Annotated in this window: 17 protein-coding genes; 12 read left to right on the top strand and 5 right to left on the bottom strand. The window is 69.2% G+C overall.

All coding sequences use genetic code 11. The annotated features are described in order from the left end of the window. Positions 1-61: 61 nt before the first annotated feature. Together AC0IWM_RS05470 and mtgA are read right to left on the bottom strand one after the other, a co-directional pair. Positions 62-628, bottom strand: coding sequence for a hypothetical protein (locus AC0IWM_RS05470; RefSeq protein WP_471753424.1), 567 nt, complete (start codon positions 626-628; stop codon positions 62-64). Positions 629-727: 99 nt separating this feature from the next. After that, the gene (gene mtgA, locus AC0IWM_RS05465) at positions 728-1,426 is read right to left on the bottom strand and encodes a monofunctional biosynthetic peptidoglycan transglycosylase (protein WP_471753521.1); all 699 of its coding nucleotides are present in this window, start codon (positions 1,424-1,426) and stop codon (positions 728-730) included. A gap of 118 nt (positions 1,427-1,544) precedes the next feature. Between mtgA and AC0IWM_RS05460 the strand changes: the two genes are divergently transcribed. Both AC0IWM_RS05460 and leuB read left to right on the top strand, forming a co-directional pair. After that, positions 1,545-2,507 carry a polyprenyl synthetase family protein gene (locus AC0IWM_RS05460; RefSeq protein ID WP_471753423.1) on the top strand — a complete coding sequence of 321 codons (963 nt, stop codon included), beginning with the start codon at positions 1,545-1,547 and terminating at the stop codon, positions 2,505-2,507. Positions 2,508-2,569: 62 nt separating this feature from the next. After that, the gene (gene leuB, locus AC0IWM_RS05455; RefSeq protein ID WP_471753422.1) at positions 2,570-3,676 is read left to right on the top strand and encodes a 3-isopropylmalate dehydrogenase; all 1,107 of its coding nucleotides are present in this window, start codon (positions 2,570-2,572) and stop codon (positions 3,674-3,676) included. A gap of 89 nt (positions 3,677-3,765) precedes the next feature. Here the strand turns inward: leuB and AC0IWM_RS05450 are convergent, their stop codons facing one another. Beyond that, positions 3,766-4,173: a hypothetical protein gene (locus AC0IWM_RS05450; RefSeq protein ID WP_056466896.1), complete on the bottom strand. Its 408-nt coding sequence runs from the start codon at positions 4,171-4,173 to the stop codon at positions 3,766-3,768. A 103-nt stretch (positions 4,174-4,276) separates the two neighbouring features. Continuing rightward, on the bottom strand, positions 4,277-5,161 hold the full coding sequence (locus AC0IWM_RS05445) for a hypothetical protein (RefSeq protein ID WP_471753420.1): 885 nt from the start codon (positions 5,159-5,161) through the stop codon (positions 4,277-4,279). Between the two features lie 229 nt (positions 5,162-5,390). Between AC0IWM_RS05445 and AC0IWM_RS05440 the strand changes: the two genes are divergently transcribed. The 5 genes from AC0IWM_RS05440 to AC0IWM_RS05420 all read left to right on the top strand — a co-directional run bounded on the left by AC0IWM_RS05440 (position 5,391) and on the right by AC0IWM_RS05420 (position 9,642). Further along, a complete protein-coding gene (locus AC0IWM_RS05440) occupies positions 5,391-6,404 on the top strand; it encodes an LLM class flavin-dependent oxidoreductase (protein WP_471753419.1) in 1,014 nt (337 codons plus the stop codon). A gap of 268 nt (positions 6,405-6,672) precedes the next feature. Continuing rightward, positions 6,673-7,707: an aspartate-semialdehyde dehydrogenase gene (locus AC0IWM_RS05435; protein ID WP_471753418.1), complete on the top strand. Its 1,035-nt coding sequence runs from the start codon at positions 6,673-6,675 to the stop codon at positions 7,705-7,707. Positions 7,708-8,208: 501 nt separating this feature from the next. After that, entirely contained in the window at positions 8,209-8,487 is a 279-nt protein-coding gene (locus AC0IWM_RS05430; protein WP_471753417.1) for a hypothetical protein, read from the top strand. 13 nt (positions 8,488-8,500) lie between these two features. Beyond that, positions 8,501-8,950 (top strand): hypothetical protein, encoded by a 450-nt coding sequence (locus tag AC0IWM_RS05425; protein ID WP_471753416.1) that lies wholly within the window; start codon positions 8,501-8,503, stop codon positions 8,948-8,950. Continuing rightward, positions 8,947-9,642: a hypothetical protein gene (locus tag AC0IWM_RS05420; protein WP_471753414.1), complete on the top strand. Its 696-nt coding sequence runs from the start codon at positions 8,947-8,949 to the stop codon at positions 9,640-9,642. Before AC0IWM_RS05425 ends, AC0IWM_RS05420 begins: the two co-directional genes overlap by 4 nt. Positions 9,643-9,998: 356 nt before the next feature. Here AC0IWM_RS05420 and AC0IWM_RS05415 read toward each other — a convergent pair whose 3' ends face one another. Next, entirely contained in the window at positions 9,999-10,673 is a 675-nt protein-coding gene (locus AC0IWM_RS05415; RefSeq protein WP_471753413.1) for a CatB-related O-acetyltransferase, read from the bottom strand. Between the two features lie 299 nt (positions 10,674-10,972). Between AC0IWM_RS05415 and rimP the strand changes: the two genes are divergently transcribed. From rimP to AC0IWM_RS05390, 5 genes are all read left to right on the top strand, one after another. Next, positions 10,973-11,770 carry a ribosome maturation factor RimP gene (rimP, locus tag AC0IWM_RS05410; protein ID WP_471753412.1) on the top strand — a complete coding sequence of 266 codons (798 nt, stop codon included), beginning with the start codon at positions 10,973-10,975 and terminating at the stop codon, positions 11,768-11,770. A gap of 75 nt (positions 11,771-11,845) precedes the next feature. Beyond that, entirely contained in the window at positions 11,846-13,447 is a 1,602-nt protein-coding gene (nusA, locus tag AC0IWM_RS05405) for a transcription termination factor NusA (RefSeq protein ID WP_056466876.1), read from the top strand. 74 nt (positions 13,448-13,521) lie between these two features. Further along, entirely contained in the window at positions 13,522-14,265 is a 744-nt protein-coding gene (locus AC0IWM_RS05400; protein ID WP_471753411.1) for an RNA-binding protein, read from the top strand. A gap of 73 nt (positions 14,266-14,338) precedes the next feature. Beyond that, complete coding sequence (gene infB / locus AC0IWM_RS05395; protein WP_471753410.1) at positions 14,339-17,254, top strand: translation initiation factor IF-2; 2,916 nt, start codon at positions 14,339-14,341, stop codon at positions 17,252-17,254. 102 nt (positions 17,255-17,356) lie between these two features. Beyond that, on the top strand, positions 17,357-18,130 hold the full coding sequence (locus tag AC0IWM_RS05390) for a DUF1868 domain-containing protein (RefSeq protein ID WP_471753409.1): 774 nt from the start codon (positions 17,357-17,359) through the stop codon (positions 18,128-18,130). Positions 18,131-18,398: the final 268 nt, after the last annotated feature.

The following is an 18,398-nucleotide window of genomic DNA, read 5'->3' as shown; positions in this document are numbered from 1 at the left end:
CAACGTTCCTGCGGGCCGACCCGTTCGCTCCCTGCGTCGTTCCAGACGCAACGGGCGCGCGTCAGGCCGGCTGCCAGCCCGCATCGCTGCGGGTGAAGTCGCCCGGACCGAGATCGGCGTAGCGCAGGAAGATCTGGAGCACCGGCTGCATCTCGCGGTGCTCGGCCGGCAGATCGGTACCCGGGCCGTAGGGAGCGTCCGTGTCCACGGCCGGCACGTCGCGGACATCATCCCAGCGGATCGCCAGGGCCCGGACGCGGGCGACCTGCTCCGCCGTCACGTCGAAGGTGACGTGCTCGGGCGTCTCGCCTGTGGCCTCGTCGCGAAAGACGTCGCCGACGTCGTCGGAGGCGAGCTTGGCCAGGGTGTTGTGGTAGGCGTAGCGCCCCGGCTTCAGGACGGCGCTGGCGGTGAACACCGCGAGGGCGTCGCCCAGTGCCCGGTGCTCCGCGTCGGCGCCGTCGTCGTCGCCGGTGACGTTGAAGATGTCGCCGTCGCGGTCGGTGCTGCCGTAGGGCGCGTCGGGATGGACGATGGGCGCGCCGACGCCCTCGGGGTTCCAGGCCACCACCATCCGGCGAATCAGCGCGATGCGCTCCAGGGTGAGTTCGAAGGTCGGCTGGGTCATCGTCGGTCTCTCGCCCGCGGGGCGGCTGGGCCTGGTCGCCGGGAAATCTGAATTGTCGGCAGGTCTGGGTCGGCAGGTAGCCGATCCGGTCGCCCCGGGCTACCGTTTCAGGCAGCCCATCAGGCCTGAGACGCCGCTCATCCGTGCCTGGATGCGGGCGGCCTGGGCCCGCACGCCGCGGGACGGAAGGGCGGGATTGCGCAGGATCGGGTTCGGCAGCACGGCGGCGAGCAGGGTCGCCTCCCCGCGGGTCAGGGCGCGGGCCGGCTTGCCGAACCAGCGCTGCGCCGCTGCCTCGGCACCGAACACCCCCTCCCCCCACTCGGCGATGTTGAGGTAGATCTCCATGGTGCGCGCCTTGCCCCACAGGGTGTCGGCCACCAGGGCCAGGGGGATCTCCAGGGCCTTGCGGATCACCGAGCGGCCCGGCCACAGGAAGACGTTCTTCACCGTCTGCATCGGGATGGTCGAGGCGCCCCGGCTCGGCCCCTCCTCGTCGTCGACGACGTCGCGCAGGGCGCCCCAGTCGACACCGTTGTGCAGGCAGTAGCGCTGGTCCTCCGAGGCGACGACCGCCTGGACGAGGTAGGGTGAGATCGCGTCGAGGCCGACAGCCTGCCGGTCGACGGACTTCAGCGTCAACCATCGTCCCAGCATCAGGGTTGAGGGCGGGGTCAGCGCACTATAGACGAGCGCGAGCGACAATAAGAGGACGAGGCCGATGACGGGGAGGAGCAGGATGAGATTGACGATCCGCCGCAAGCCTCCGCTCCGCCGTCGGCCGGATGCCTCGCGCATCGGCATCGGGCGCGCCGAAACCTGCCGCAACGGCCGCTCCGCGCTCTCCTCCCGATCCTGAATTCGAACCTCCCCCCACCCACGACACGACCACGTCTGACCGAAGGCCCGACCGAACATGACCTCAACGCAAGGATCCCACGCTTCGGTCAAGGCGGATGCCCCGGTCGACGCGTTTTCCCACAGGCTTGCCACGGTCGCGGACACGGTGGAGGCCTATCTCGCCGAGCGCCTGACCCCGGAGACGCAAGCCGGCGAGATCACGCGGCCGGTCCGCCTGATGGAGGCGATGCGCCACGCCGTCCTCGGCGGCGGCAAGCGCCTGCGCCCGTTCCTCGCGATCGAGACCGCCCGGATGCTCGGCGGCTCCGAGACCGGAGCCCTCGCGGCCGGCTCGGCCATCGAGCTGGTGCACTGCTACTCCCTCGTCCACGACGACATGCCGGCCATGGACGACGACGACCTGCGCCGGGGCAAGCCCACCGTGCACAAGGCCTATGACGAGGCCACCGCGATCCTGGTGGGCGACGCCCTCCAGACCCTGGCCTTCGAGATCCTGGCCGATTCCGCGTGGCAGTCCGACCCGGCCGTGCGCGCCGACCTCGTCCTCGGCCTCGCCAAGGCCTCGGGCCTCGGCGGCATGGTCGGCGGCCAACTCCTCGACCTCGGCGCCGAGGGCCGTTTCGGACCCGTGTCGCTCGGCGTCGACGATACCCTGCAGATGCAGGCGATGAAGACCGGCGCGATCCTGGCCTTCTCGGTGGAGGCTGGCGCGATCGTCGGCGGCGCCACGCCGGACCAGCGCAGGGCGCTGCTGCGCTACGGCCATGCCCTGGGCCAGGCCTTCCAGATCGCCGACGACATCCTCGACCGGGAGGCCTCGGCCGAGACCATGGGCAAGGCCACCGGCAAGGACAAGGATGCCGGCAAGGCGACCCTCGTCGACCGCCTCGGCCTCGACGGGGCGCGGGCCGAGTGCGACCGCCTCGTGGGCGTCTGTGAGGCGGCCGTGGCGTCCTGGGGCGACAAGGCCGAGACCCTGCGGCAGGCGGCGCGGTTCACGGTGGCGCGCAAGGTCTGACGCCAGATCCGACGGCAGGCCGACCGCTTCCGTCCTCCGAACATCCATCGCGAGTTGATCCCATGACCTCCTACAAGCTCCTCCTCCTCCCCGGCGACGGCATCGGCCCCGAGGTGATGGCCGAAGTCGAGAAGGTGATCGGCGCCCTGGACGCGCTGGGTCTCGCCCAATTCGAGATCGAGCGCGACCTCGTCGGCGGCAGTGCCATCGATGCCCACGGCAAGCCCCTGACGGACGAGGCCCTGGCCCGGGCCGATGCCGCCGACGCCATCCTGCTCGGCGCGGTGGGCGGCCCGAAATGGGCCGATGTCGCCTACGAGATCCGGCCCGAGGCGGGCCTCCTGCGCCTGCGCAAGGATCTCGGCCTCTTCGCCAACCTGCGTCCGGCCATCTGCTACCCGGCCCTCGCCGATGCGTCGGCCCTGAAGCGCGAGCTGGTCGAGGGCCTCGACATCATGATCGTGCGCGAACTCACCGGCGGCGTCTATTTCGGCGAGCCGAAGGAGATCACCACCCTGCCCGACGGCTCGAAGCGCGCCGTCGACACGCAGGTCTACACCACGGCCGAGATCGAGCGGATCGCCCACGTGGCCTTCGATCTCGCACGCAAGCGTTCGGGCCGGGTCGCCTCGGCCGAGAAGCACAACGTGATGAAGTCGGGCGTCCTCTGGAAGGAGGTCGTGACCCGGGTCCATGCCGAGTACGGCGACGTCAGCCTCGAGCACGTGCTCGCCGACAACTGCGCCATGCAGCTGGTCCGACGTCCGAAGCAGTACGACGTGCTCGTCACCGACAACCTGTTCGGCGACGTACTCTCGGACGTGGCGGCGATGCTGACCGGCTCGCTCGGCATGCTGCCCTCCGCGTCGCTCGGCGCCGTCGACGCCAAGGGAAGCCGCAAGGCCCTCTACGAGCCCGTCCACGGCTCGGCGCCGGACATCGCCGGCAAGGGCTACGCGAACCCGATCGCCATGATCGGCTCGCTCGCCATGTGCCTGCGCTACTCGTTCGGCCTCGGCGAGGCGGCCGACCTGCTGGACGCGGCCGTCACCCGCACCCTCGCCTCCGGTGCCCGCACCCGCGACATCGCCGCCGAGGGCGTCACGCCCATCAGCACGGCCGAGATGGGCGACGCGATCATCCGCGAGCTGACGCACGCCGCCGGCTGACCGCAGCCCGCGGTATCCGAAGACACGACACGCCAAACGAAAACGGGCCCCGTGAGGGGCCCGTCGCATGTCCGGCCTGGGAGCTGGACTTAGTAGGGATTGCCGAAGCGCGAGACGTACGAGGTCGGGTCGATCGCGTCGACGGCCGAGAAGTCGACGTTGCGGATCGCGCTGGAGCGGGCGCCGATGAACGGGCCGTTGGTGATCGGATCGGGCAGGATGCCGCCACCGAAGCGATCGTTGCGACCGTAGGGCGGCGAGTTCAGGTAGCTCGCCGTTATGAACTGCGGGTTGGTCGCCGGGTTGCTGACCGAGCCGTTGTTCGCCTCGACCACGTTGCCGGCATCGAGCCAGCTGCGCGGACGGATGCGGATCGGCAGCGGCTGGCTGACGCGGTAGCCGGCCGGCGCGTAGCGCCCCTGGGCCTCGGCGGCGGTGTTCGCGCCGACGGCTGCGAGCGTGAGGGCACCCATCAGGGCAATCGAGACAGAGCGCATGACGCACCTTCGTTGAAGCTGTGGGACTGTAGGCCGGGCTTCCTTAAGAAACTGCGGCCTCCGTATGGGGGGAAGACGTGCCAGCGCGGCCGAGGTTCCCGGATTATGGCCGCGCTTCGCGAGATCGCCGCAGTTTGGCCTCATTTTTTCGTGTGCCCCGATCGGAGATCGATCCCGTCTCGGACCCGATCTCCCGCACGGGGACCCGCGTGCCCTGCGGCGCGCAGCGCGGATCGCGCCGGGCCTCGACCATCGCGAAGGCGGCCTCCATCTCCGGCCAAGCTGGACCGTTCAGCGCGACCTTGTCGAGGAGGCAGGCGATGGCACGGGGCTCGGGTGCCTGACCGAGGGGAGCGCAGAGCCAGCCGTCGAGGCGGAGCGCCCCGCCCCCCAGGCTGGCGAAACCGGTGCAGGTCCGCTTGCCCTCGCCGCCGAGGGTCACGTCCAGGGTTTCCATCGGGCCGAACTTAGTCTCGAGCGTACCCCGCTCGCCGGTGCGGATCACCGCGAGGGCCTGACCGTCCGCGGCCCGCCGGGCCAGGGTCACGAACAGGCCCAGGCCCGGATCACGGTCGGAGGCCTCGGACAGGATCAGGCGCAGGTAGGGTGCCTCGATCGTGTCGAAGCCCCCCTGGACCACGACATCCTCCCGCCGGCCGCTCATCGGATTGCGGCGCGCTGCCTCCGCGCGGGGCGGCTCGATCGCCTCGCGGTCGTCGAGGCGGAAGCGGGGGGCCGACAGCGCGAGCGGCATCGCCGGCCGGACGGCCAGTGCGGAGGCGGGCACGAAGCCGGATCCGCCCTGGGCCTCTGGCGAGGGCGCGTCGGGGTGGGGTCGCTCCTGCAACACGAGGACGCTCAAGGCTGCGATCGCGGCGCTCGCCACGACGACCCGTACCGCGCGGCGCACCGTCAGGAGCGGACGCCGCCGCTCCGCCCTGGCCGTGACGACCTGTCTGACGCCGTCCTGCTCGAGAACCGTTCGCATCGCCTTCCGGGGTTGTCCGGCGGCCGCGCACCGCCCGCGCCGATCCTGCCCCGCTCCCCGACAAGTCCGGGTTTCCGAAGGTGCGGCGTATGCCGGCTTTCGGGCGACAGGGTGAATCCTTGGTATCGACCCATGCGGGCGGCACATGCCGGCCCCGGCTTGCAGCGGGCCGTGCCCATCGCGATCTGAGGAGCCGGGGCTGTTGCTTGAGACACAGATTAAGGAATCCATGATCCCCCTTTCCGTCCTGGACCTCGCCTTCGTGCCCGAGGGCGCGACGCCCGCGGACGCTCTGCGCAACAGCGTGGACCTCGCCCGCCATGCGGAGGCGCACGGCTACCGTCGCTTCTGGCTCGCCGAGCACCACAACATGATCGGCGTCGCCAGCGCGGCGACCGCCGTCGTGATCGGGCACGTCGCGGCCGGTACTCGGACGATCCGCGTCGGCGCGGGCGGTATCATGCTGCCGAACCACGCGCCCCTGGTGATCGCCGAGCAGTTCGGCACCCTGGAGACCCTGTTCCCCGGGCGGATCGACCTCGGCCTCGGGCGTGCCCCCGGCACCGACGCGCGCACCACCCGGGCCTTGCGGCGCTCGCCCGACGCCGCCGACACGTTCCCGCAGGACGTTCTGGAGGTGCAGGCGCTCCTCGGCGATCCTCAGCCAGGGCAGGCGGTCCAGGCTGTTCCGGGAACCGGCCTGAAAGTGCCGCTGTGGATCCTCGGTTCGAGCACGTACGGCGCGCAGCTCGCCGCGATGCTGGGACTCCCCTACGCCTTCGCCTCGCACTTCGCGCCCGAGCAGCTGTTGCCGGCGCTCGCCATCTACCGCGAGCGCTTCCAGCCCTCGGCCCAGCTGAGCCGGCCGCACGCGATGATCGGCATCAACGTGGTGGCGGCCGAGACCGATTCCGAGGCGCGCCGGCTGTTCACCTCGGCCCAGCAGCAATTCACCAACCTCGTGCGCGGCACGCGCGGCCTCCTGCGTCCGCCCATCGACGACATCGAGACCTACTGGGCGCCGCACGAGAAGGCCCAGGCCTCGCGGATGCTGGCGCGCGCCCTCGTCGGCTCGCGCGAGACCGTGCGGCAGGGTCTCGCCCACCTGATCCGGGAGACCGGCGCCGACGAGATCATGGTCGCGGCGGCGATCCACGACCCGGCGGCCCGGCGGCGCTCCTACGCGATCCTGGCGGAGGCGCGGGACGCCCTCGGCTCCGCCCCGACTGCCCTGGTGGCGTGATCGGGGCGCCCGACCCTTGACAGCGGCGGGAGCGAGGCGTCTTGCTCCCGCGCTTGGCGACTCATGCTGCGATGCGGTGGTCGCCAGATAGAGCGGACCGGGATCGGGCCGCGAAAACCTTCGCGGCCGGCAGGCCGCCGGCCACGGCAGGTGGCTCGGCGCACGGCAGGGAGGCTTGAGAACGGCGCCGGACCCGGACGCTGCGGCTCGCCAGACCGGCGGGCGCCGCCCCGGCCCTCGGCGCCCGCGCAGAGCGGAGTGATGAGCAATGGGTTACAAGGTCGCCGTCGTGGGTGCCACGGGCAATGTGGGCCGCGAGATGCTGGACATCCTGTCCGAGCGCGCCTTTCCGGCGGACGAGGTGGTGGCGATCGCCTCGCGCCGCTCGGCCGGCCAGGACGTGTCCTTCGGCGACAAGATCCTGAAGGTGAAGGCGCTCGATTCGTACGACTTCTCCGACACCGACATCTGCCTGATGTCGGCCGGCGGCGAGACCTCGAAGGAATGGTCGCCCCGCATCGGCCAGTCCGGCTGCGTCGTGATCGATAACTCCTCGGCGTTCCGCTACCATCAGGACGTGCCGCTGATCGTGCCGGAGGTGAACCCGGACGCCATCAACGGCTTCTCCAAGCTCAACATCATCGCCAACCCGAACTGCTCCACGGCGCAGCTCGTGGTCGCGCTGAAGCCCCTGCACGACGCCGCCACGATCAAGCGCGTGGTGGTGGCGACCTACCAGTCGGTCTCCGGCGCCGGCAAGGACGCCATGGACGAGCTCTTCCAGCAGACCCGCTCGGTCTTCACGGCCGGCGAGATCAAGGCCGAGAAGTTCCCCAAGCGCATCGCCTTCAACGTCATCCCGCACATCGACGTGTTCATGGAGGACGGCTACACGAAGGAAGAGTGGAAGATGGTCGCCGAGACCAAGAAGATGCTCGACCCCAAGATCAAGCTCACCGCCACCGCCGTGCGCGTGCCGGTGTTCATCGGCCACGCCGAGGCGGTCAACGTCGAGTTCGAGCGTCCGATCACGGCCGAACAGGCCACCGCGATCCTGCGTTCGGCCCCCGGCCTGATGGTGGTCGATAAGCGCGAGCCCGGCGGCTACATGACCCCGCACGAGGCCGCCGGCGAGGACGCCACCTACGTCTCCCGCATCCGCGAGGACGCCACGGTGGAGAACGGCCTCTCGTTCTGGTGCGTCGCCGACAACCTGCGCAAGGGCGCAGCCCTCAACACCGTGCAGATCGCCGAGATGCTGGTGAACCGGAAGCTGCTGAAGCGGCAGCAGGCGGCCGCCTAAGCCTGACTTTTCCCGAGATCGGCCGCTGAATCCTCAGTGGCCGCCGACGTTGCGACCGACGCCGTCCCACCCCGTGGGGCGGCGTTCTGCGTTCGCAGGCCCACAGGACGATTGTTCTTGAATTTTTTCCTATGACTCGATAGGAGAAAGAACATATCCTGAACACAGGTGGTCGCGATGTCAGATTCCCAGCGTCGGACGCCGTCCAGTCCCGCCACCGAACTGCGTGATCTCCGCCTGCTCCTCGCGGTTCTCAGGATCGAGACGAAGCCGGTCCGGCTCCTGCGCTCCCTGAGCCACAAGTACGATCCCGATCAACCACGGGCTCCGGCCGGACAAAGCGACGGTGGACGCTGGGTCTCGGACGGAGGCGGCTCCGGTGACCTAATCGGTTCACTGCCCCGAACGGGCGGCTGGTGGGCGTCCCTGGACGGCGATCCGGATGCGGGGACGCCGCAGAGGACGCGGCTCGACGGCGGCGGTGAGGTTCTATCGATCCGGGTGCGCTCCAGTCGGGACGAGTGGGACGAACAGCACGCCGTCGTCACCCCGGACGGCGACAGCCGCGTCTTCGAGAACACGGGCGATGTCCAGACGATTCGCGACGGGCAGACCGGCGAAGTCATCTCGCATTCGACCTTCACGACGGATCGCGCAGCGTCCGATGCGACGATCCAGCCGGCTTTCTTTCCGGCTGCGCCCTTCGTCGTCGCGCCGGCCGTCGCCGCGACGCTCGGCGGGGCTCGGCAAGAAACCGGGCTCGATTGCCCTACGGTATGATTTCGAACCGGACATGGACAGGAAGTTTCCGGTCGTATGGGTCGGCAAAGTCGATCAAAAGGTTCTCGACCAATTCTGCCCGCACAACCAGGAAGTCCAGGCCGTCACGGACGAGGCGACGCGGCGGCTAGCAGCGTTGCACCCGAAACTCGACAAGACGAGACTCGGAAGTCTTATTCATTACGATATTGGACAAACATGCAAGGTGCGAGACTATCCGGAGATCAAAGTTGAATATTCTCTCGATAAAGAGACGAGAGACAACGCAGATTACGGCGCGAGAGATTCGGTGCGACTCGATCTCTATGAACTGGCACCGGATCAGATGGTCTGCGTGTATGATCCGAAGACAGGCAAGGAGGGCCTTCACCCGAAGCGGGCGCTCGTTCTGGCCAGAACCGCCAAGCGGCATTTTCCCACATCGCGAGGGATCGTCATGATCCAGGTCCGGCCTCGACCATGACGACCACCCGACAGATCAAAGTCCTGACGGCGCCGCTGCTCGCGCGAAACCCTGATCTCGTGGATGCCAGAAGGAACATCCTGTGGCTTACGCCGATCGACCACGTCGGGCGGCTGATCCTGATCGATCGAACCTCCCACCCGGATAGTTTTGTCGTCAGCTGGCATATCGTCCAGTTCTTCATGCCCGGAACAACATCGTGGTTCAGCCTGGGACGCTGCGGCGATCGGATTGCCCGGTCCAAGCAGTTCCTGGGGGGACTCAGCTGGAGTTGGTCCGATCCGACGATCTACCAAGACTTCGTCATTCGCGTTGAGGCGGATATCCTGCCGTTGTTCCGGTCCCTGGATACGACGCGCAAGTGTCTGGAATTCCAACGCGGCGATCCGCACCGGAACGGCTTCTTGGACCATTACTGGCATCTGGGTGCCTGCCTCGCACTGGGCGAGATCGAAAAGGCGCAGGCGCTTTTCTCCCCGTTGCGCGCTTACCGTGTCGGCGGGCCACCCGCGGAAAATGCTGCGGAACAGCGTGTTTTCGAACGCTTGCGTGCATTGGAGCAGCCGCTGCGCTCCGGGGACCGCGCGGCACTCTGTGCCCTCCTTGCACAATGGGAAGCGGAAAACCTCATCGGAAGCCCTTTGGAGCGTTACTGGCTGCGGACTGCGTTTCCGGTGGAGGGCGTCGGTTAGGTCGTGGCGACCCAGCGCCGATTCGAGCCCGATCGCGATGGAGCGCCTCACCCGACATCCGTCTTTGGCGCTGCCACGTCTCCGACCTCGATCGTCCGCAGGAACGCCGGACCCCAGCGTCGTCCCGCCCTCACCACACCACATTTGGAGTCGGACAACGACTTCCGTGGGTCTGTGCATTCGCAGCAAACGGCCAGCTTGCAATCCTTCGGGCGGCACATCGCGCGTGACAGCGGCTTTGGTCGCGACCATGGTGCCAGCGCCATCGATGAAACGCGCGCGGTGATCGTCGCACCGGTCCAGCCAAGCCAGACATCATCGACATGATGCCGAACCGATGACGACAAAGCAGCAAATCAAAGGTCTGTACGCGCCATTACTCCGAGCCAACCCGGATCTGGTCCCGCCACATCCCCACCGCTGATCGCCGGCAGGCAGCGCGTGATCCGCTCGGGCGTCCAGTCCCACCACGCGAGAGCGAGCAACCGCTCCGCCACCTCCGGTGGCACCCGCATCCGCACGACGACGGCCGGGTTGCCGGCCACGATGGCGTAGGGCGGCACGTCGCGGGTCACCACGGATTTCGCCGCCACGACGGCGCCGTGGCCCACCGTGACGCCCGGCAGGATCGTGCAATCGTGGCCGAGCCAGACATCGTGGCCGACGACCGTGTCGCCGCGATTCGGGAAGGCGGTTTCTTGCGGAAAGCGCCCGGCCCAGGCGCCGCCGAAGATGGCGAAGGGGTAGGTCGAGGGCACGTCGATCCGGTGGTTGCCGCCGTTCATGAGGAAGCGCGTGCCATTCGCAAGGGCGCAGAAGCGGCCGATACGAAGGCGGTCGCCCAGGAAGGCGAAGTGGTAGAGGATGTTGTCAAGGAAGGCCTGCGGTCCGGCGGGGTCGTCGTAATAGGTATAGGCGCCGACCTCGACGTTCGGCGGCAGGGCGAGGTTGCGCAGGAAGGTGATCCGGGGCTGGCCCGGTACCGGGTGGAGCGCATCCGGGTCTGGACCGTAGCGCGGGTCGTGGGGCATGGCGGGGCTCCGGCGGCGGACGCGGGTCGTCCGGTCGGGTCCCAAGATAGCCGGCGTCCCGTCTCTTGGGCGATGCCTTCGGGTGGTGTCGTCCGCGGGATGTTTGCGCGAACCCAGGGTCGGGCGCTTCGAAACATCTTGAAAATCGAGGCGAACCGGCCTAACTTCAAATCCATCAGTTCTGGTTGCAGTTGTGAGACTGCGGTTCGGGAGTGGGCCCCACCGGGTCCGCTCTTTTTTATTGCCGCAATGCCTCCCGCGCCGGATCGCCTCGGACAAGGCCGGACTTCAAGCGCAGCATGGCGGACAACCACAACAGCGAGCTCACCGAGAAGCGCCTCATCACCGAGACCGGTGTGGCCGCGCGCGTGGTGCAGGTCATCGAGGGCTCGATCCAGGGCCTGGGCTATCGCGTGGTCCGGGTGAAGGTGACGAGCGCCAACGGCTGCACGGTGCAGATCATGGCCGAGCGGCCCGACGGCACCATGACGGTGGACGATTGTGAGGCGGTGAGCCGGGCGATCTCGCCACTGCTCGATCTCGACGACCCGATCGGCAAGCCCTACTACCTCGAGATCTCCTCGCCGGGCATCGACCGGCCGCTGGTGCGGGCGGTCGATTTCGCGCGCTGGACCGGCTACGAGGCCAAGGTCGAGCTCGCCGTGCCGATGGACGGCCGCAAGCGTTTCCGCGGCATCATCGGCGCGCCGAACCCCGACGGGCTCACCGTACCGATCGACCTGCCCGACGTGAAGGAGGGCCTGCCGAGCCGCATCGACCTGCCGCTGCGCGACCTCGGCGACGCCTACCTGGTGCTCACCGACGAGCTGGTCCGCGAGTCCCTGCGCCGCGGCGGTCCGCCCGTCCTCGACGACGAGGCCGACGACGCGGAGGAGGACGTGGGGGAGAGCGAAGCCGAACCGGCCCCCGCCCCGCTCAAGAAGAAGATTTCCCGTCCCCTGAAGCCGAAGGCCTCGCAGCGGCCGAAGCCCGTGAAGGTCGAGACCGAGGAAAGTCTCGCCGTCAAGGCCCGGAACAGGGCCAAGCCCGTCCGCACCAAGGCGGTGCGGGTGAAGGAAGACGGCAAGCTCCACTAACACGCCCGAATCCCCACCGCGCCGAGCGGCGAAGGGGATCGCGACGGAACACGACGAAGAGAAGGACGAAAACCGATGGCTGTCGTCAGCGCCAACAGGCTCGAACTCCTGCAGATCGCCGAAGCGGTTGCCCGCGAGAAGGTGATCGATCGCTCCATCGTCATCGACGCGATGGAGGAAGCCATCGCAAAGGCCGCGCGCTCCCGCTACGGCGCCGAGACCGACGTGCATGCCGAGATCGACCCGAAGACCGGCGCCCTCCGTCTGTCGCGCCACCTCGTCGTGGTCGATCAGGTCGAGAACGACGCCCGCGAGGTCACGCTGGAGCAGGCCCGCCGCTACAACCCCGGCGCCCTCGTGGGCGACGTCATCTCAGACACCCTGCCGCCCTTCGACTTCGGACGCGTCGCCGCCCAGTCGGCCAAGCAGGTCATCGTCCAGAAGGTCCGCGACGCCGAGCGCGATCGCCAGTTCGACGAGTACAAGGACCGTATCGGCGAGGTGGTGAACGGCCTCGTGAAGCGGGTCGAGTACGGCAACGTCATCGTGGATCTCGGCCGCGGCGAGGGCATCGTCCGCCGCGACGAGATGATTCCGCGCGAGACGTTCCGTCCGGGCGACCGCATCCGCTCCTACCTGTTTGACGTGCGCCGCGAGGTGCGCGGGCCGCAGATCTTCCTCTCGCGCTCGCATCCGCAGTTCATGGCCAAGCTCTTCGGCCAGGAAGTACCGGAGATCTACGACGGCATCGTCGAGGTGAAGGCGGTGGCCCGCGACCCGGGCTCCCGCGCCAAGATCGCGGTGATCTCGCGCGATGGCTCGATCGATCCGGTCGGCGCCTGCGTCGGCATGCGCGGCTCCCGCGTCCAGGCGGTCGTCGGCGAGCTCCAAGGCGAGAAGATCGACATCATCCCGTGGTCCGAGGATCAGGCGACCTTCATCGTCAACGCGCTGCAGCCGGCGGAAGTCGTGAAGGTGGTGCTCGACGAGGAGGCCGACCGGATCGAGGTGGTGGTGCCCGACGACCAGCTCTCCCTGGCCATCGGCCGCCGCGGACAAAACGTGCGCCTGGCCTCGCAGCTCACCGGCTGGGACATCGACATCCTGACCGAGGCCGAGGAATCCGAGCGCCGGCAGAAGGAGTTCGCCGAGCGCACCGCGATCTTCATGGAAGCCCTCGACGTCGACGAGACCGTGGGTCAGCTCCTGGCGGCGGAAGGTTTCCGCAACGTCGAGGAGATCGCCTATGTCGAGCCGGGCGAGCTCGCCAACATCCAGGGCCTCGACGAGGAGAGCGGCACGGAGATCCAGGCCCGCGCCCAGGATCACCTGGCTCGCGTCGAATCGGAGTTCGATGCCAAGCGCCAGGAACTCGGCGTGCAGGACGAGTTGCGCGAGATCGACGGCATCACCACGCCGATGCTGGTGGCCCTGGGCGAGAACGAGGTGAAGACGATCGAGGATCTGGCCGGCTGCGCCACCGATGATCTCGTTGGCTACACCGAGGGGCGCGGCCCCGAGGCCAAGCGCCACGCCGGCTACCTCGACGGCTTCGAGATCTCGCGGGCCGAGGCGGAGGCCATGGTCATGGCCGCTCGCGTCCATGCCGGCTGGATCGAGGCCCCGGCGGAGCCTGAGGCGACCGAGGCCACGGACGAGGAGCCGGCCTCGGCCTGAGGCGGCGAACCGACGATCCCCGCGGCCATGGATCGCGGGGACGTGTTCCTGTTGAAGAGAGCATTCGACGCCGCATGACGGGCGAGACCGCAGATGTGACCGACGACGCCGTCGAGCCCGATCCGAGCACGCTGCTCGATGCGGGGCTGGGGCGGGGTCGCGCCAATGCAATGCGCACATGCCTCGTCACCCGGGTGTCTCAACCGCCGGCGGCCCTGATCCGCTTCGTTCTCGGGCCCGACGGCACCGTGGTGCCCGACCTGCGGGCCCGCTTGCCCGGCCGCGGTGCTTGGCTCACGCCGACCCGCGCCGTGGTCGACGCGGCGGTGAAGCGGCGCGCCTTCCAGCGAGCCTTCAAGACCAAGGACACGGTCGCGATCGACCTCGCCGACAGGATCGCGGAGGGCCTTCGAGCAGACCTGCGCCAGTCGCTGTCGCTGGCCAACAAGGCCGGCTGCGTCGTGGCCGGCTTTGCCAAGGTCGAGTCCGCCATCGGCGACAAGGCGGGCGTGGCGGCGGTGATCCAGGCCTCCGATGGCAGCGCGGACGGTCGGCGCAAGATCGTCGCGGCATTGCACCGGCGGCATGGCAGTGCCATATCGTGCATACCCGTCATCGATGACCTGTCCAACGAAGAATTGGACATGGCCTTGGGTCGGGATCATGTGATACATGCGGCTCTCGTCGCAGGAGTCGGAGCTTCCGGCTGCCTTGCGCGTTGGCGTCGGCTCCGCTCCTTCGAAGGTTTGGCGACGACGGCCGAGGAGGCCGGCTCCGCCCGCAATGGGCAGGCCGTTTCCGATCTGCACGACGATTGAAGTGACGGATCTACCCGGCGCACAGCAGTTTGCCGGTTCACGGGACGATGGAAACCCTCAGGGTTTGGACTGAATGAGCGATACGAACAATCCGGGCGACAAGACGCAGGCGAGACCCCCTTCGAAGCCGCTGTCCTTGAAGCGTCCGATCGAGCAGGGAACGGTGCGTCAGAGCTTCTCCCATGGCCGCTCCAAGCAGGTCGTGGTCGAGACGGTGAAGCGCCGTGTCATCGGCGCGGCTCCGGCCGCCCCCGCGCGGGAGACGACGCCGGTTGCCCCTGCGACGCGGGTGGCTCCCCCGCCGCCGGCCGCGCCGCGGCAGGCCCAGCGGTCCGCCAACGGCGTCGTGCTGCGCACCTTGAGCGAGCAGGAGAGCAACGCCCGCGCGGCCGCCCTCGCCGACGCCAAGCGCCGTGAGGCCGAGGCGCAGAAGCGTGCCGAGGCGGAAGCCGCCGCCGAGCGCGAGCGCCTGGCCGCCGAGCAGCGCGAGCGCGAGGCCGCCGAGGCGAAGAAACGCGAGGAAGAAGCCCGCCGCCGCCAGGAGGAAGAGGAGCGCCGCACCGCCGAGGAGGCGCGCCGCGCAGCCGAGGCCGCCGCGCAGGATGCGGCGAAGGCCGAGGCAGCACCGGTTGCCGCTCCGACCGTGTCGAAGACCGCCCCGATGCCGGCGGCCCCGACCATCGTCCGCTCGGCGCCCCCCGTCGCCGCCGAGCCCGCCGCGGAGCGCCCCGTTCCGGCTGTCGCACCGGCCCGGCCTGCCGCTCCCGCGGCGCCGGCCCGTCCGGCTGCGCGTCCGCCGCTGACGGCACGGCCCGCCACGGCTGAGCCGCGCAAGACCATCACGGCCGATGTGCGCAAACCGCGCGACCTGAACTTCATGGCTCGTCCCGCTCCGGCGCCGGAGCCGGAGCCCACCGCACCGACCGCGGCCACCGCCGCGCGTCCGGCAAGCGGCGCCGCGCCGGCCCGCACCGCCGGCCGGCCGCAGGCTGCCGAGGAGGAGAGCGAGCAGAAGCGCGTCATCCGCCGTCCCGGCATGCCGCTCAAGATCATCACGCCGCCCAAGACCCCGAAGCAGCCGGGCGGCGACCGAAACCGCGGCCGTCTCACGATCGCCACCGCCACCTCGGGCGAAGACGAGCGCACGCGCTCCGTCGCCTCGTTCCGCCGCCGCCAGCAGCGCATGAGCGGCAACCGGCAGGTGGAGCAGAAGGAGAAGCTCTCCCGCGAGGTCACGATCCCGGAGACGATCACGATCCAGGAGCTCGCCAACCGCATGTCGGAGCGGGCGGTGGACGTCATCCGTCTGCTGATGAAGCAGGGCCAGATCCACAAGATCACCGACGTGATCGATTCGGATTCGGCTCAGCTCATCGCCGAGGAACTCGGCCACACCGTGCGCCGCGTCGCGGAGTCGGACGTCGAGGAAGGCTTGTTCAGCGATGAGCCGGAACTGGAGGAGGATCTCGATCCGCGTCCCCCGGTCGTCACGATCATGGGCCACGTCGACCACGGCAAGACCTCGCTCCTCGACGCGATCCGCAAGACCACCGTGGTCTCCGGCGAGGCCGGCGGCATCACGCAGCACATCGGCGCCTACCAGGTCGCGGCGCCCAGCGGCGACATGGTCACCTTCATCGACACTCCCGGCCACGCGGCCTTCACCTCCATGCGCGCCCGCGGTGCCAAGGTGACGGATATCGTCGTGCTCGTGGTGGCGGCCGATGACGGCGTCATGCCCCAGACGGTCGAGGCGATCTCCCACGCCAAGGCCGCCGGCGTGCCGCTGATCCTGGCGATCAACAAGATCGACAAGCCCGAGGCGAACCCCCAGCGGGTCCGCACCGAGCTTCTGCAGCACGACATCCAGGTCGAGTCGATGGGCGGCGAGACCCTCGAGTTCGAGGTTTCGGCCAAGACGGGTGACGGTCTCGAGGAACTGCTCGACGGCTTGCAGCTCCAGGCCGAGATCATGAACCTGCGCGCCAACGAGACGCGCGACGGCGAGGGCACGGTCATCGAGGCCAAGCTCGACCGCGGTCGCGGCCCGGTGGCCACGGTCCTGGTCCAGCGCGGCACCCTGTTCACCGGCGACATCGTGGTCGCCGGCGCCGAGTGGGGCCGCGTGCGCGCCCTCATCGACGACAAGGGCGAGAACGTGCCCTACGCCGGGCCGTCGGTCCCGGTGGAGGTGCTCGGCTTCAACGGCACCCCGGATGCGGGCGACCGCGTCGTGGTCGTTCCGAACGAGGCCCGTGCCCGCGAGGTCACGGAGTATCGTGCCCGTCAGAAGCGCGAGCGCATCGCCGCCCGCACCGGTGGCGCGAACCGCTCGCTCGTGGACATGATGCGCGACCTCAAGGAGGGCGCCGGCCGCAAGGAACTGGCTCTCGTCGTCAAGGGCGACGTGCAGGGTTCGGTCGAGGCCATCAACGGCGCGCTGGAGAAGCTCGGCAACGACGAGGTGTCGGCGCGCATCCTGCTCGCGGGCGTCGGCGGCATCACCGAGTCCGACATCACCCTGGCGGAGGCCTCGAAGGCCGTCGTCATCGGATTCAACGTGCGGGCCCACAAGGAAGCGCGCGAGTCGGCCGAGCGGAACGGTGTCGAGATCCGCTACTACAACATCATCTACGACCTCGTGGATGACATTAAGTCGACCCTGTCGGGCATGCTTCCGCCGACGCTGCGCGAGGAGCGTCTCGGCGAAGCCCAGATCCTGCAGATCTTCGACGTGTCGAAGGTCGGCAAGATCGCCGGCTGCCGCATCACCGACGGTGTGGTCCAGCGTGGTGCCCATGTCCGCCTGATTCGCGACAGCGTGGTCATCCACGAGGGCAAGCTCGCCCAGCTGAAGCGCCTGAAGGACGACGCGAAGGAAGTCACCGCAGGCTACGAGTGCGGCATGTCCTTCGAGAACTTCCAGGACATGCGGGCCGGCGACACCATCGAGTGCTACCGGGTCGAGGAGATCCGCCGGACGCTCTGAGCGGGTGATTCGGTTCGGAATACCAGCGGGGTCGCGACGAGGTCGCGGCCCCGCTCTCGTTTCGGTCCTGTGCGGACACCGGACCGACAAGGGATCCCGGCGATGCCGCAGGCTCCGCCCTCCCGCAGACGGGCGCTCGCCATCGGCGCCGGCGCGGCACTGGTAACCGCGCTGCCGGGCCGCGGCGAAGCACGCGGGCGCCCGCCGGCCATCGGAACGAAGTTCGATTCGGACGGTCGGGTCCGGCCCTGGCCCGGCAACACGATCATCTGCTTCGCGCGAACCGAGCCTGGACTCCGGCAGGCCCTGGCCACCCTCCGGGACGCGGCGCGGGCCGAACCGGTGATGCGGGCATTCGCCCTTCTGCTGGAGCCGAGCCTCCACATGACGCTGCTCGCCGGCCTCGACGCGCATCACCGGCGTCCGCCATACTGGCCGGCCTCGCTGGAAGCCGACGCGCCGCTCGCGCAGGCGAATGCCTGGTGTCGCGACCGCCTGACCGGATTTCATACGGGCGGGGGCCGGTTCCGCATGCGCCCGGCGCATCCCGCGACGGGCGGCCCCGTGACGGATTTCAGCGTGCCTCTGTCACCGGCGGATGCGGGAGAGGCCGCGCGCCTGCGCGACCTTCGCGCGCGGTTGTGCGACCGCCTGGAGATCCAGCCGCCCCATCGCGACGCCTATCGCTTCCACATCACCCTCGGTTACCTGCTCGACCGGCTCACGTCGGACGAAACCTCCGAGGTCGCCCGGCTGTCCGGCGCCTGGCTGGCGCGATTCGCGGACGCGGTGCCGGAATTCCGCATCGGACCTCCCATCCTCTGCAGCTTCGAGGACATGGCGTCCTTCACCCCCATGCTGACCTTGGCGGACTGAGCCGGCCTGCGCTCGCGACGGCCGAGCGACGCCCGGATCAGCCGGACCGGGAGGGACCCAACGGGTTCGGCATGAGCCGGTCGGGATGAGCCGGTCGGGATTCCGCGCGACCCGGCCCGCCACGGCGCGCGCGCAGGCACCCCGACGCGGAAACCTGCACGACAGGCCTATGTCCCGGCGGACGATCTGCGCTAAGAGGGTCGCCTTCGACGTCCGCTTCGTTCCCGCCGGCCCGGCGTCTTGCGTGCGGCGGACCCTCGATGTTCCA

The organism is Methylobacterium sp. AC433 (genome assembly GCF_979253015.1).
This window is presented reverse-complemented; position numbering and strand designations above follow the sequence as displayed.